The organism is Desulfobacter postgatei 2ac9, from assembly GCF_000233695.2.
GTDB lineage: Bacteria > Desulfobacterota > Desulfobacteria > Desulfobacterales > Desulfobacteraceae > Desulfobacter > Desulfobacter postgatei.
The window spans coordinates 1,696,922-1,711,072 of record NZ_CM001488.1; the positions used below are offsets into that span (position 1 = coordinate 1,696,922).

At 52.8% G+C, this 14,151-nt stretch carries 12 protein-coding genes; all 12 read right to left on the reverse strand.

Translation table 11 applies throughout. From position 1 onward, the window contains the following. Position 1: 1 nt before the first annotated feature. Entirely contained in the window at positions 2-856 is an 855-nt protein-coding gene (locus tag DESPODRAFT_RS07790) for an ABC transporter permease (protein WP_004072635.1), read from the reverse strand. Continuing rightward, positions 853-1,884 (reverse strand): ABC transporter permease, encoded by a 1,032-nt coding sequence (locus DESPODRAFT_RS07795; protein WP_004072639.1) that lies wholly within the window; start codon positions 1,882-1,884, stop codon positions 853-855. The genes DESPODRAFT_RS07790 and DESPODRAFT_RS07795 overlap by 4 nt, the downstream gene beginning before the upstream one ends. Position 1,885: 1 nt before the next feature. After that, on the reverse strand, positions 1,886-3,490 hold the full coding sequence (locus DESPODRAFT_RS07800) for an ABC transporter substrate-binding protein (RefSeq protein ID WP_004072641.1): 1,605 nt from the start codon (positions 3,488-3,490) through the stop codon (positions 1,886-1,888). Next, the gene (locus DESPODRAFT_RS07805) at positions 3,480-4,394 is read right to left on the reverse strand and encodes a class I SAM-dependent methyltransferase (protein WP_004072643.1); all 915 of its coding nucleotides are present in this window, start codon (positions 4,392-4,394) and stop codon (positions 3,480-3,482) included. Before DESPODRAFT_RS07805 ends, DESPODRAFT_RS07800 begins: the two co-directional genes overlap by 11 nt. Positions 4,395-4,405: 11 nt before the next feature. Continuing rightward, positions 4,406-6,562, reverse strand: coding sequence for a TonB-dependent receptor (locus tag DESPODRAFT_RS07810; RefSeq protein WP_004072645.1), 2,157 nt, complete (start codon positions 6,560-6,562; stop codon positions 4,406-4,408). A gap of 57 nt (positions 6,563-6,619) precedes the next feature. Further along, a complete protein-coding gene (locus tag DESPODRAFT_RS07815; protein WP_004072647.1) occupies positions 6,620-7,951 on the reverse strand; it encodes a tetratricopeptide repeat protein in 1,332 nt (443 codons plus the stop codon). 8 nt (positions 7,952-7,959) lie between these two features. After that, the gene (locus DESPODRAFT_RS07820) at positions 7,960-8,643 is read right to left on the reverse strand and encodes an energy transducer TonB (RefSeq protein ID WP_004072649.1); all 684 of its coding nucleotides are present in this window, start codon (positions 8,641-8,643) and stop codon (positions 7,960-7,962) included. After that, the gene (locus DESPODRAFT_RS07825; RefSeq protein ID WP_004072651.1) at positions 8,640-9,059 is read right to left on the reverse strand and encodes an ExbD/TolR family protein; all 420 of its coding nucleotides are present in this window, start codon (positions 9,057-9,059) and stop codon (positions 8,640-8,642) included. Before DESPODRAFT_RS07825 ends, DESPODRAFT_RS07820 begins: the two co-directional genes overlap by 4 nt. Before the next feature lie 11 nt (positions 9,060-9,070). Further along, on the reverse strand, positions 9,071-9,682 hold the full coding sequence (locus DESPODRAFT_RS07830) for a MotA/TolQ/ExbB proton channel family protein (protein ID WP_004072654.1): 612 nt from the start codon (positions 9,680-9,682) through the stop codon (positions 9,071-9,073). After that, the gene (locus tag DESPODRAFT_RS07835) at positions 9,682-11,127 is read right to left on the reverse strand and encodes a MotA/TolQ/ExbB proton channel family protein (protein ID WP_004072657.1); all 1,446 of its coding nucleotides are present in this window, start codon (positions 11,125-11,127) and stop codon (positions 9,682-9,684) included. The genes DESPODRAFT_RS07830 and DESPODRAFT_RS07835 overlap by 1 nt, the downstream gene beginning before the upstream one ends. Further along, on the reverse strand, positions 11,124-11,894 hold the full coding sequence (locus tag DESPODRAFT_RS07840; RefSeq protein WP_004072658.1) for a DUF3450 domain-containing protein: 771 nt from the start codon (positions 11,892-11,894) through the stop codon (positions 11,124-11,126). Before DESPODRAFT_RS07840 ends, DESPODRAFT_RS07835 begins: the two co-directional genes overlap by 4 nt. Positions 11,895-12,141: 247 nt before the next feature. Next, the gene (locus DESPODRAFT_RS07845) at positions 12,142-14,010 is read right to left on the reverse strand and encodes a cation:proton antiporter (RefSeq protein ID WP_004072660.1); all 1,869 of its coding nucleotides are present in this window, start codon (positions 14,008-14,010) and stop codon (positions 12,142-12,144) included. Positions 14,011-14,151: the final 141 nt, after the last annotated feature.

The following is a 14,151-nucleotide window of genomic DNA, read 5'->3' on the forward strand; positions in this document are numbered from 1 at the left end:
CTCAACTCCTTTTTCCCAGCCTGGGGTCTGCAATTTTTTCCATGTCCCGGCTGACCAGGGCCAGGCTGACCACCATCAGGATCAGGGAAAACCAGGGGAACACCAGCCACCACTGCCAGAACCGTGTGTAATAGATACCGGGAAAAGAGGTGGCATGGTGAAGGATCAGACCCCAGGATCCGGAGGAGGGATCCCCTAATCCTAAAAAAGAGAGCCCGGCCTCGGCCACAATGGCCCGGCCGGTGAGCCGGATCATGCTCACGGCTGCCAGGGGAAACACCTCGGGCAAAAAATGGCGGCGGATCAGGTAAAACACAGATGCGCCGTTCAGCTCAGCGGCCCGGATGTACTGACGCTGTTTCAAGGCCAACACCCTAGACCGGACAATTCTGGCCGTGTGAACCCATGAAAAACAGGAGAGCACCAGGACAATGGCCGTCAGGCTGGGACCGAAAAAGGCGGCCAGCACAATCATCACCGGCAGGTCCGGCAGCACCAGAAACACATCCACCATGCGCATGATGATCATGTCGACAATGCCACCGGTATATCCGGACACAATCCCGGCAATGCCGCCGCCCAACCCTGCGGCCAGTGCCGTGCCCATGCCTACAAGCAGGCTGATTCTTGCGCCGTGGCAGATCTGGGCCCACAAATCCACCCCCAGTTCGTCCGTCCCCATGATGTGGTGCGGGCCGGGCGGGATCAGGGCCGGACCTGACATCTGCCGGTGCGAATGGGAACAAACCATGGGCGCTGCCAGGGCCAGGAAGATAACGGCACCCAGAACAAATAATCCGGCCCGGCCCGAAGGCGTCATTCCGGACAAAAGCTTCGAAAGAGAAGATAAATTCATGCTTTCACCAGCCTTTGTCCTTGAACCGGTGTTCGCTCACTCACCCTGGGGTCCAGCCGCCGGTACACAAGGTCTGCCATAAAATTGGCAGACAAAACCGCCAGGGTCACCAAAAGGAATATGCCCTGGATCAACGGATAGTCCTGGACCATGACCGATTCACGCAAGAGCTTGCCCAGTCCCGGATAGTTAAACACGTTCTCCACCAGGACGGCTCCGCCCACAAGCGTCCCAAGGCTCATAAACACCCGGGTGACAATGGGCAACAGGGCGTTGCGCAGGGCATGTCGCCAAAATATCCTGATTTTTGTCAGTCCCTTGGCCCGGGCCGTGACCATGAAATCCTTTTCCAACACCGTCACAAGGCTGTTCCGGGCCAGAAGATAAATGCCGCCCAGACGGGCCAGGGTCAGCGTTGCCACGGGCAGGGCCGCATGCGCGGCAATGTCTGTTGCCTTTTCCATGAGCGTCATTTGGCCAGTGAAATGGGACATGGCCCCGGACAGGGGAAACAGGTCCAGGGCCGCAGCAAAGATAAAAAGAATCACCAGCCCCATAAGAAATGCCGGAATCTCGGAAATAAGGATCAGCCCCACAAATAAAAGCCGATCTGCCCACTGGTGGCGCAATGCCGCCGACACCACGCCCAAAAAAGTACCGATGATCGTGGAGAGCGTTACGGCTGCAGTCACCAGGCCCAGGGTCCAGGGCAGCCGTCGGGCCAGAATTCCCGCGACGGCGTTGTTAAAATAGACCGATTCCCCAAGGTCTCCATGGGCAAGCTTGACCAGATACCGAGCATACTGGACCGGTACGGAATCATCAAACCCGTATTGATCCATATAATAATTTTTCTGAGCCTCAGTGAATTCCGGCAGGTCTTCACCTTCGTCCCCGGACAGATGAACAAACGGGTCTCCGGGCATCATGCGCGGCAAAAGGAAATTTAGGGTAATGATTACCCACACCGTCACCAGGTATGAAATCACCCGGCCGGATGCCCCTGCAGCGGTTTGATTTGTTTTCATATCAGCGCCATGTTTTCCAGTCTAAATAGGACAGTTTGCTGTGCTCCAAACTGTGATGGTCAAACATAAACATCCACCCGTCGTACTTGGCCGGCCGGAACGCCGTGTACCCCGTGGTATAAAACAGCGGGATCTCAGGCACCTCTTCTGCCGCCATCTGCTGGATTTTTACAACCAGGTCCCGCCGCTTTTCAGGATCGGTTTGGGAGCGCTGGGCGTTCAACAATTTCATCAGGGCCGGGGAGGCCAACCCGGAACCACCCGAAGCTGATGGCGAACTTGATTGCTTGATGTCCCCGGTACAGTGGGCGATCAGATAATCAGGGTCACCGCCCCATCCGCCGTGGCCGATGATGGCCAGATCGTAGTTTTGGTTTCTGACCCGGCTGTCCCGGGTTTTACCGTTGCAACTTTTGATGCTTATTTCCACGCCCACGTCAGCCAGACGCTGTTTTAGAATTTGCGCCATCCGGACTTCGTCGCCGGCACATAACAGATCAAAGGCAAGGGGCTTGCCGTCAGCTCCTGTTCGCACAGATCCCCCGTTCAGGGTAAATTCGGCCTGGTCCAAAAGCCTGCCTGCCTTTTCGGGATTAAACTCATAGGCTCTGACGTTTTGGGCGGCCATGACATGGTCCGGGGGCAGAATGCCTGCCCGTCCGGGCAGGGCCGCTCCCCGGGCCACCTTGGCCACAAGTTCGTCAAGGTCAACGGCATGGGCAAAGGCCCGGCGGACCTGAGTGATTTGCGCCGGACCGGGAAGGTTCCGGTTGAACAGGAGTCGGTATCCCCAGAACCCCGGACTCTTGAGTATCCTATGTTCGGGATCAGTTTGAAATTTGGGCAAAAGGTCCGGGGAGACCCGGATCATGTCTATCTCGTGCTTCTGGTAGGCCAGAATGGATTCACTTACCGGGATGAACTCCAGCCGGTTGACCCGAACGGCCGGTCCCCAGAAATCCTTAAACCGCTCAAACCGGTAGGTGCCGTGTTCCCGGCTGTAGCCGGTGAGCCGATATGGGCCTGTGCCGATCACCGCCTCCGGCGTGGTAAATGTTTTGGGATTATCCACCTTTTCCCAGATGTGTTTGGGGATGATACGGCTGATGCCCAGGCTGTAAAGCATTGATGCGGTGGGCGTCTTCAAGGTTACCTTGATCCGGTCGTCGTCAAGGATTTCAACCCGGTCGATGCGGTCAAATACATAGGACCAGGTCATGGGAAAGCGGCCGGCGTAATTCAGGGAAAAGGCCACATCCTCGGGTGTCATGGGTGTACCGTCATGCCACTTGACTCCTTTACGAACGGTGAATATGTATGCCTTTCCCTGGTCTTCAACCTGCCAGGATGTGGCCAGCCAGGGGATAAGTCCCTGATCCCCACGTTCCAGGAGACTGTCGAAGATCATGCACATTTTAACCCCCCCGGGCCCCCGGGGATAGTGGGCGTAGGGGCTCGGGTATCCCCAGTCCCCGCCAGCCAGCCGGATGACCTCCACCTGACCGGACGAGGTGCCGGCATTGAGTGTCGGCACCAGAAAAAACAGACATAACGCCAGGATCACTATACACCGGCGCAGTGCATAACTCGCCGGTTTATATGCCATCCGACCCTCCCGATCTGGTCTTGCGGTCTTCGTGAACGGACCAGGTCATGGTACCCCGGCAGACCGGTGCGGCAGGCACATATTCGCCGTCAACACACCGGGTCTCCACATAGTCGGCGATGATTTGTTCCGCCTCCCGGGTGATCTCCATATGGGACTGAAAAAAACGAGTGATATGGCGGATGGTGTGATCCCTGTCCCAGTCGATCTCTTTGTTCCACCAGGAAAAGGTAATGTCCGGACGATACCCCATGGCATAAACCAGGTTGAACGGGTAGATGATATCCGTGTGTTTTTGGGGCATGGGCCGGTCGAAAAATTTTTCCCACAGGGGTGCAAACTGCTGATTCATGCCGGGACCTGAAAAGGCGCTCATATAGCAATAATAGGTGGAGGCCGCCATCAGTTTCATGACGGCATCAGGCCCGTCAATGCCGGGTGTCATGGAGGCAAATACCAGATCAAAGGCCTTTTCCCATCCCTGTTCTGCCAGATCCGTCTCCTGCCAGGTTTTTTGAACAATGCTAATATTGTCAACCTTTTCTTGTTCGATCCGTTTCGACATGATGTCGATCATGCCGCCCGAGGGTTCAAGGGCAGTGACATGGGCGCAGAGTTTGGCCATGGGCAGGGCCCAGGAGCCCGGGCCTGCACCGACATCCAGAACCCGTGTTTTTGGGGTCAAAATCCCTTTGTCCACAAGCTGTTTAAGCGTGGCATCCCGCTTGACAGACGCCTTTTCTCCGCTGGTCCGTTGGGCAAAATCCTTGGCCATGTTGTCCCATCTGTTTATATCGCAGGGGCCGCGAGCTTCCGACCTTGCCGGCTGTTCAGCTTTGGATCGTTCAATGGTTTTCATCCACTGATTTTCCCAGAATGTTTGGGCGTTTGCTTGTAGTTCCATAATCGTTTTCCCTATATCTTAATGGTGAAGGTGATGCCTACTGTCCTATCCGTGGCCGGATACCCCGTACTGTCATAATAGTCTTGGTCCAGCAAGTTCTTAATATATACGTTCACGGTGCCGTTTTTCAGCCAGCCAAGCTGTTCAAAACATTTGTACTCAAAACCTAAGTCCACCACACTGTGGGCCGGGATGTCCACCTCGTGAAAATTCCAGACGTCATCGGCAATCTCTTCGGAGACCTCGGTGGATTCGTCACTCTGGTAGGTGTAATCCAGCATCAGGGTTGCTTTTTCGTTAAAGGCATAGCGCAATCCAATCCCGACCTGGTGCTCGGCCCGCTGGTCCAGTTCGGTCTCTCCGGCCGGTTCGTTTCCCTGGTTTTCAAATTTTTGCCAGGCCCAGCTCAGATAAAAAGAGAGTTCCGGAGTGATATTTCCTGACAACTCGAGGGTGGTACCGTGGCGATAAACCTCCTCCAGGTTGACTTTATAGTCGCTGAATCGCAACACCCCGGCCCCGGCGCCTGAATACTGGGCAAAGCTGCTGTTGGTGGCGATGAAATCCTTGATATCGTAAAACGCATACCCGGCTTTCAGGTTGATGTTGCCCCAGAGTCTGCGGTTTATCATCAGGTCATATCCCATGCCGTGTTCCGGTTCCAGGGCAATACCGGCAGGTCGACCCTGGGGGTTGTAATCACCGTGGTAGTCGGGGGCGTGCCAGATTTTGCTGACACCGGCGGAAAGGGAGGTGTCCCGGAACCAGGCACCTAAATGGTCCATATGCCAGGTGGTCATGGATTTTGGGATGATCTGGTCAAAGTCCCGCTTCACATATTTGTCGTAATATGAGTTATACAGATTGCCGTTGGACCAGTTGCTGACACAGATATTGACATCCTCGTACCGTAATCCCAGGGTCATGTCCACATGGGGAATAACGCCGAATTTATGCTGGACAAATGCGCCTTTTTTGCGAATTCGCTCTGTTTTACTGTCGTCCACACTTTCATCAAAAAGCTGGGTAAAGTCGACACCTACAGTGGTTTCACCCCCGGCCCATTTGATTTCGTCCTTAATTTTTCCACCCTGCTGCCACCAGTCCGTTTCCATGGAGGTTGGTACGATTCCCTTGGATTTATCTTTCGCGTCCACCCAGTCTAAGTAGGCCCGGTCACGGGTCTCTTCCCCGTAATAAGCGCCGACAAAGATTGTGTTGAGCCCTAATGTCTGGGCGTAGTTGAGACGGTAGGTCTCTGCCGTGCTGTCCCAGGTGGGGTTCTGCCAGGAATCCCAGACACTGTCCGTTACCTCGGGGTAGGAGGCGTCAACGTCTGTTGTTCCGTCTATCGCCGTACCGGGATTGTTAACCGGTGAATTGCGGTCAATATCTGATAATGAGGCGGAAAAGGTGATATATCCATCGCCAGGCAGTATAAATCCCAGGCGTCCGAACCCGATGTTGGTTTCGGTCTCACTGTTGCGCAGATACCCGTCTGTCATATAATTTTGGTATGCAATGTCGTAGATAAATTTTTCAACGCCACCCTGAATAACGGCTGTATTGGAAAAGGTATCATATGACCGGTATCCCGTTGTATACGTCAGCTGCGGTACCCGGGTCCGGTATTCCTTTGGGGTCTTTGTTTTCATGTTTAAGACCCCGCCGATGCTTTTGCCATCGTACAGAACGGAATGGGGGCCGGGGAGGATTTCGACGGACTCGAGCAGAAATGCGGGCAGCTGTGCCCAATCCACAACATTGCTTGACTTGCGGCCGCCGGTTTTCTGAAGGGTCACGTCATCCAGGGCCGTGACAAATCGTGTGGTATCGAAGCCGTTCAGATAGATGCTGTCCACCCCGGGGTCCAGGTCTGATGTCCCTCGAAAATCCACCATGGCATTGGTTTTGATCGCATCTAAAACATAGATGGGCTCTCCGATGAATGTGATCTCTTCAAGTTCAATGGTGGTCTGGGACGGTGTTGTTTTATACCCCTGGACCCGGGCCTCGTCTTCTACAACCATCTCTTCTATTTCCTGAACTTTTGGGCTGACCGTGTTTTTGTCTGTTTTATTTTCATCCGCCTGTAAAGGACTTATGCAAGAGAGGAACAACATCAGGCCGGCTGCAAAGATGCAGCCTTTCAGTAAGTGAGTTTTCAACACCATCTCCTTCTTTTTTGTTCGCCGGCACATTACCGGTCGTTTAATGGGTTAACGTTACATTTGGGTGCTTCTGTTAAGCTGGGCAATGGCTGCCAGGGCATCCTCGCGCTGGTGTTTATATTGCGCTGCCTGTTCAAACGCGCTGCGGCTGGCAACAATATCGTTATACTGCCAGGCCGCATACCCGGCCATCAGCCATGCCTGTCCTTTTTGGGAACAATTTTTTAGGGCTGCGGTCCTGAACGCCTTGTCTGCAGCCTTATAATTTTTTGTCTCGTACAGGACAGCTCCTTTCAGCAGCAAAAGTTCCGGATTACCGGCTTGGGGATCAAGGCGGTTGAGCACTGCCAGTGCCTTATCCCCCCGGTCCATCTGGCGGTAGGCACAGACGAGGCCGTTTATCATCTGTCTGTTGTGACTTGGGGATGACTTTTTTCCGGCCGATTCGGTAATCAGGGTTTCATACATACGGGCGGCCCGGGCAGGGATGTTCAACTGCAAACTTAGATCTGCAAACAGTTTTTTTTCCTGCCGTGTCAACGGAGTTACAAAACTGTAGATGATCAGATCTTCAAAGGCGTTGGCATACTCCCCCCTAGTCAGATGGATGTGGACCAGGGCCTTCCACCACCTGGCTTCGGACGGGGCCTGCCGGCTGAGGGTACCGGCAAGGTCCAGGGCTTTGCCGGTGTCATTAATGGTCAGGTAAATCTGAAGCAGGGCCTCCTGCCATTTGATCCGAGATTCTCCCTTGGATTGGGCAATCAGATCCCTGAGCACAGGCGCGGCTTTTTTCCATTGCTGGGCTGTTACCAGGGCATTGGCATAGTTTTCCCGCCATTGCCGGGTGACCTGGTCCGGATGGGCGGAAAATAAAGAGTCAAATCTGCGGATTGCAGTCTGGGGCTTGCCGTCGGTGAGCGCCATAACTGCACTGTAGTACAGGTATTTGGGATTTTTGGGGTCAGATAGTTGATAGGCGGCCCAAAATGCCTTGACGGCTTTGGCGGTCCGGTTGGTGTCCGTATAGACCTTGGCCAGGTTGACCTGGGCATCCAGGTAGTTTTTATCCAGGGACAAGGCCGTCAGATATGCCGATTCTGCATGAGGCATTTCTTTTTGCATCAAAAAGCAATTGCCTAGGGCCAGGCAGACAGTTGGATGGCTGCACGGGGTATTGCTTTTGGATTTGGCCTGGTCCGCCTGGATGAGCTTGACGGCAGCAGCATAATCATTTTTATCCATGGCGTTCCTGACGTTGATCAGCAGACGCTGAATACCAACAGGCATTTTTTGATAACCTTGGGCTAAGCTCTTTTCCAGTTGAAAGAAGGTCGCTGCGGCAAAAGCCAGAATGACGATGACGGTTTTTAAAATCGGATTCATGAAACACCTCAATTTAATTTAAAACGGATGCGTGTTCTAGCCCGGGTCTTTACAATTTCCCGGTTGACTCGGCCGGGTTTGAATCGCCAAGCAGCAACGCACTGCATCACGCTGTCATCAAATATTTTTTCAGGTTCTGCATCCAGGATTTTTATGTCCTCCACACACCCCTGTTCATTCACCGTGAATTCCACAGATACCCAGCCTTCAATGGCCTTGGCCTTGGCCCGGAAGGGGTAGACCGGCGGAACCCTGGAAATCACCGTCAGGGGGTGATCCAGCTCTCCCGTGTCAAAAAGCGTGTCAAGGGATAGAGTGTCCAGGGATGTTGATATGACTTCAGGCACGGCAATGGTGGTCGGTCCCTGAGGCAAGCGGGGATTGATTTCAAAGGGCATGGAAAGAGATCTGGTGATTTGCGGGTTCATGCTGGGTTTGCCCGATTGCTTTTTGAGTTGAGCCTTGGGCGGAGGCGTCTTTTTTTTCTTTTCCGGTTCAATGCTTGCGCGCCGTAGCCGGGTGAGCTGGATCTGCTGAATCATCGGGGTCACCAGCGGGACAGTCTCCTGGGGTTTTATCAGATTGGGAATAACGGAAAAAAGCAACAGATTCAGGGCCAGGGTGCCGGCCAATGCCACGGCCCAGGGCTGCCATCCAACGGCCAGCCCAAGGTGCTTCTCCATGGTTTTCATTGTCCCTCCGGAAGTGCTGCAGCCAAAGATACATTAGATGCTCCGGCCAGACGGCAGCCGTCCATGACCTCGATGGCCACGCCGGTGTCTGATTGCTGGTCGGCCACAACCACCACGGCCCCGTCGGGATTTTCCGCCAGGGCCCGTTCGGTATTGGCCCTGACCGCCCGGATGTCGATCTCCCGGTGATCCATGAATACCCGGTTCTGGCTGTCCACGGCAATTAAGATGGTGGCTTTGGATTGCATTGTTGCTGTTGATGCTGTGGGCCGGGTGACATCAATACCGGTTTCCTTGACAAAACTTGTGGTGACAAGGAAAAAAATCAACAAAATAAATACCATATCAATGAGCGGTGCGATATTTAACTCCACCGCGTTTTTTTTGTCTTTTCTCCTTGCTAAAACGTTTAACATGGGTTGTTCCTCTAAAGGTGTCGTTTCAGGTATAAGCCCATCCGCTGGATGCGCCAGCTTAAATGTTCGGCCCGCCGGTCCAGAAATACCTTCATGTAAAGCCCTGGAATGGCGACAATAAGCCCGGTCTGGGTGGTGATGAGGGATTCTGAGATGCCGCCGGCCATGGCTTTGGCATTTCCTGTGCCGAATATAGCCAGAACGTCAAAGGTGCTTATCATGCCGGTGACGGTGCCAAGCAGTCCCATAAGCGGTGCCATGGCTGCCAGGACCCCGATCACCGCCAGGGAGCGGGTCATACGTCGGTTGATCCGGGCAACTGCGGCATCCAGAAGGTGGCGATCCAGTTGGGGGGAACCCGAACGGTTTCCAATGAACTCCGTGACCAAAAGACTGACGGCTCCGCGGTACATTTTTGGGTCAGGCAGGGTGTTCTCGCGAACCAGGCAGAGGGCTGTGCGGCTGTTCATGTTTTTTTTGTAAAGCCGCCTGAAAAAAAAGACCCGTTCGATAATCAACAGCCACATGACAAGACTTAAGATGACCAGGGGTACCATAACCACGCCGCCGGTCCGGATCAGCTCCGTCATGAGTTCAAGGTTCTCCCGAAGAAATTCCGGCATCAGGCCACCTTGAATTTTTGGACGATATTGATCAGTGCCATGGCCTTTTCCTCCATCATCCCCACACAGTTTTCCACGGCCCGGCTCAAAAGGGTGTGGGAGAGCATAATCGGAATGGCGACGGACAGGCCTAACATGGTGGTCACCAGGGCTTCGGAAATGCCGCCGGACATCATTCGTGGATCACCTGTGCCGTGCATGGTGATGACATGGAAGGTATCGATCATACCGGTAACCGTCCCTAACAGCCCTAACAGGGGTGCAATGGCTGCCAGCATACCCATGGTGGACAAAAACCGTTCCATGGGCGGGATCTCTTTAAGAATGGCTTCCTGGACCGCATTTTCCAGGTCTTCCCTGGGAAGGTCCCGGTTGTCAACACCCGAGCGGATGACCCGGATAACCGGATTTTTACTGTACTGGTCGCAGGTTTCGGCACAAGCATCCCAGTTTCGAGCTTCAGCCTGGGTTTCGATTCTGCTGCACACGGTTTCAAGTTTGATTTTCCGGCGCAAAAGGAAAAAAATTCGTTCCAGAGAGATCAAGGTACCCAATCCCAGAATGGCCAGAATGGGCCAGACAATGGTACCTCCTTTGGGAATCTGCTCCATCAGGCTTAATTCGTGAATAAGTTGATTCAATGCCCCGCCCCTGGAAATGTCCATGGGTACGGCATCACTTTTTCCATCCATGTACCGGGTGAGTTTTCCCTGCATGGCCGTGGGCGGCAGTTTGGACAGAGCATAAAGTTTTTTTTCTCCATGGGCGTAGTTGAGAAATCCGGTTTCCCCGGCCAGCCGGTATGCCGCTGTGAACGCGCCGATGATCAGGATCCGGCTCTCCTGGGCCTTTCCTTCGCGATTGACTATTGTGCCGGTTTCCAGGCAGACAGATCCGCCCTGGTCAATCTGGTCAAAAAGCAGGTTAGACATGGCTTTGATCCGGTCCATCCCTGGAATAATGGAATTATCTGTAATGGGAGATAAAAATTGGGTGTCCGGGTGATAGACCCCGGTAAGAAAGCTGTCATCCATAAGGGAACGGATGTCTTTGGCATTCATGCGGATGACGCCGGACAATTCCTGGACCGTGCCCTGGGCTTTATCCAGTTTTGCGGCCAGTTGGCTGTCCTGTGTGCTCAGGCTTTGGTTTTCAGATTTAAGGGCTTTAAGTTCAACATCAACGACTACAATCCGCTGCTTTAAATCTGCAATGGCCCGGTCTAGCCGGGACCTGTCTGCCAAAATTTGCTGGCGGCTTTCCCTGGCTGCCTTTTGGGCGGCAGACAGTTCCGCCGCTGCCTTTTGTTTCATGGATTCTTCAATTTTCCGGGCTTCGATGCGAACTTCCCGGATATCCTTTGCCCATGCCGACTGGCCGAAAAGCAGCAGAGCACCCAGCGCCGCAGCTATTATTATATATATGGATATGGGGTTGTTTTTCATTGGACCACGATCCTTCCTATAGGCAAGGTTAAAATCTCAACGGGTTTGCGCTTTAAGCCCATGTCTATGGCAGCCTGAATGGTTTTAAGATGGGTGTTCCCCAAGGGTTCCCATACCTTTTGTGCAGGGTTGAAAAAACCGCATTCCTGTTTGTCCAGGGTCTGATAAAAAAGGCGCAGCCGTCCAAGTCTGAAGATGTTGACCAGGGTCTCTTCTCCGGAAAGGGGAATCGTCTGCTGGTAGACTTCAATGGTTGTGCCGTATTCGGTTTCCACCAAAAGGGCTTCCATCAATTTTCTGAATTTTTCGCTTACCGGGACTTGGGGATTGGCGTTTAATTTTTCAAGTGCCTGAATCCTTTTTTGACGCTCCTCCTGTAAAAAGGGTAGATCCCGGGCGTTTATTTCTTTTATTTTGTCTAATAAATCGTAAAGAAATGGAGACATTTGACCCTCAATCTCTGCAAGGTCCTCTATCTGCTTTGTTTTTCGGATTATGCTTGAAATCAGGGCAGTTCTCCGGGCAGCTTCAGTGTTCAGTTCCTTTTCCAGCATGGCCAGTTCTTTTTCCAGGGCTTCGAACACCAATGTCTTTTTTTCTTTTTCAGTGTGCCAGTTGACCTCCCGAGCCTGAGTTTTTTGTTCAATTCCCACAGCCTCATGAACAGGGGCTTGGATCTCTTTTTTCACATTCCCTGCCAGGGCATCATAGGACCATGACATTGTCAGTAATAGGAAAACATGTATGACTATTTTGCCTTTGTTCATGGCCTTCTCCTGTTTTCATTCAAGCTAATATCTTCAGTAAAAACGAATTAAATAGAAAATAAAAAAAGCCAAAAAGGATGGTCGCATCGAAAATTTCGATACGCGGGCCTTCTTGGCTTTAGTTTACTTTATGTTTACTAAATAACGATTTGTCGTATGCGCCTTCTTGACGCATTCCGCCCTTTAAATCATATTAATTTTTTGTTGTCAAGGAGTGATAGGAAGAGATTTTTACTGATATTGGAATTCAGACATTATAGCCCTTTTTTAAACGGTCAGGATTGATGATGTGTTTATCTTCCCCTTTCACTACATGATTATCCTCACCATTTTTCAGCATATAGACCAGGGACCAGCCGGGCTCGGGATTGATCTGGCAGTCGTGGGCATACACATGAAGCCGGTTGGTTTTGTCCACGGCAAATAACAGCATGGCCCTGTGGCCGTGTTTGTGGGTGAACTGTTCCAGGGTAAACTTTTCCGTCAGTTTTGTGGTGATAATCTGTCCGCCCCGGGCCAACTCGGTGGCCATGGCGGGATATGAGGCTGTTTTTCCAAACAGGATTTTTCCGTGATTCTGGATGGACATCCGGTCCGCCGTCAATCGGTTCTCTTCCGGCCGGGAGGGTAAAATATAAATTTCATCAGCCCCGAATTCCAGGCGATAGTGAATGGCTACCGCCACGTTGGCCGCTTCATGGGGAAACAGGGCAAGCACCCCCCGGACGCCCACCAGCTGAATATGTCGATCTGCATGTTCTGACACGGGATTGCCGAAATATGTGGGCAGCCCCTCATTTTTTGCCTTCATGACCTGATCCCACCCGGTATCGGCCAGCTGAACCTGAAACCCAAGATCCATCAAGGCTTTGCCAATGGCACGCGCCAGTCGATTGGCCCCGGTGATTATAAAGCCGTTGGGGATGGGCTCGGCCACCTTAAGCCACAGGGCAATGGGGCGTGCTGTAACGCTTTGCACCAGGACCGTGGAGATAATAATAAAAAAGGTCAGGGGCACCAGCACCGCGGCATCGGGGTAGCCTGCTTTCTCAAGCTGGGTGGCGAAAAATGCTGAAATCGCTGCCGCCACAATTCCGCGCGGAGCAATCCAGGCCAGCATATGCCGTTCCGGCCAGGTAAGGCTGGAGCCGATACTGGACACCATGATATTCATGGAACGGGCCAGAAACTGAATGGCGATGAATAAAAAACTCATGCCCCAGCCCAGGGCAAGCAGCTCATTAATATTCAGCCGGGCGGCCAGCATTATAAAAAGAACGGAAATCAGCAACATACTGATGTGCTCCTTGAAATCAAGAATATCCCCCATGGGCACATCCTTCATGTTGGCCAGCCAGATACCCATGACGGTGACTGTTACCAGGCCCGATTCATGCTGCAGATGATTGGAAAATACAAACGCGCCCAGAACCACGGAGATGGCAAACAGGTTGTGCATGAATTCGGGAATCCAATGTTTCCGGATGGCCATACCAAACCCATAGCCGCAGATCGCGCCAATGGTTACGCCGATAGCCACCAGCCGGACAAACACCAGTATGGTATGGCCCATGGCCTGCTGGGCCGATCCCGACATGATGAATTCGTAGGCCAGAACCGCCATGGCCGCACCGATGGGGTCCACAATGATGCCTTCCCACCTGAGGATATTGGCTATGTTGTGGTTGGGCCGGACCGTGCGCAGCATGGGTACGATTACGGTGGGGCCGCTTACGGATGTGATGGCCCCCAGAAGTACACTGATCTGCCAGGACAATCCCAACCCCAGACGGGCGGCCAGGGCCGTGATGATCCAGGTGACCAGCATGCCGTAGGAGACCATGTTCCGGACTACGATGTGAAGTCCCCGGATCTGTGCAAAATTTAAGGTCAGGCTGCCCTCAAACAGAATCAGAGCCACGGACATGGACACAAAAGGGAAAAAAAGATCTCCCATCATCTTTTCAGGGTTCAAAAACCCCAGCACTGGACCGGCCAGGATACCGGTGATCAGAAGAAAAACAATTCCCGGAATCTTTACCCGCCAGGCCAGCCACTGACAAGCGGTGGCGGCGACCAGTATCCCCGAAATTTGTATGAGCTTGTATTCATTCATTTATTTTCAGTTTTTATTTCGGTTCTTTTTGTATACATCTGGAAATCCCTATGGTTTGCAGCCCAATGTTAACCGACTATGTTTTCATTGACAAGGGCAAAGCTGAGGGCTTAAACTGACTCAGTTGCGCACAATCGATGC

What these genes read in the sequence shown, in the direction of transcription:
- DESPODRAFT_RS07790 (WP_004072635.1), bottom strand. Translation starts at nt 856, where the DNA reads ATGAATTTATCTTCTCTTTCGAAGCTTTTGTCCGGAATGACGCCTTCG.
- DESPODRAFT_RS07795 (WP_004072639.1), bottom strand. Translation starts at nt 1,884, where the DNA reads ATGAAAACAAATCAAACCGCTGCAGGGGCATCCGGCCGGGTGATTTCA.
- DESPODRAFT_RS07800 (WP_004072641.1), bottom strand. Translation starts at nt 3,490, where the DNA reads ATGGCATATAAACCGGCGAGTTATGCACTGCGCCGGTGTATAGTGATC.
- DESPODRAFT_RS07805 (WP_004072643.1), bottom strand. Translation starts at nt 4,394, where the DNA reads ATGGAACTACAAGCAAACGCCCAAACATTCTGGGAAAATCAGTGGATG.
- DESPODRAFT_RS07815 (WP_004072647.1), bottom strand. Translation starts at nt 7,951, where the DNA reads ATGAATCCGATTTTAAAAACCGTCATCGTCATTCTGGCTTTTGCCGCA.
- DESPODRAFT_RS07820 (WP_004072649.1), bottom strand. Translation starts at nt 8,643, where the DNA reads ATGAAAACCATGGAGAAGCACCTTGGGCTGGCCGTTGGATGGCAGCCC.
- DESPODRAFT_RS07825 (WP_004072651.1), bottom strand. Translation starts at nt 9,059, where the DNA reads ATGTTAAACGTTTTAGCAAGGAGAAAAGACAAAAAAAACGCGGTGGAG.
- DESPODRAFT_RS07830 (WP_004072654.1), bottom strand. Translation starts at nt 9,682, where the DNA reads ATGCCGGAATTTCTTCGGGAGAACCTTGAACTCATGACGGAGCTGATC.
- DESPODRAFT_RS07835 (WP_004072657.1), bottom strand. Translation starts at nt 11,127, where the DNA reads ATGAAAAACAACCCCATATCCATATATATAATAATAGCTGCGGCGCTG.
- DESPODRAFT_RS07840 (WP_004072658.1), bottom strand. Translation starts at nt 11,894, where the DNA reads ATGAACAAAGGCAAAATAGTCATACATGTTTTCCTATTACTGACAATG.
- DESPODRAFT_RS07845 (WP_004072660.1), bottom strand. Translation starts at nt 14,010, where the DNA reads ATGAATGAATACAAGCTCATACAAATTTCGGGGATACTGGTCGCCGCC.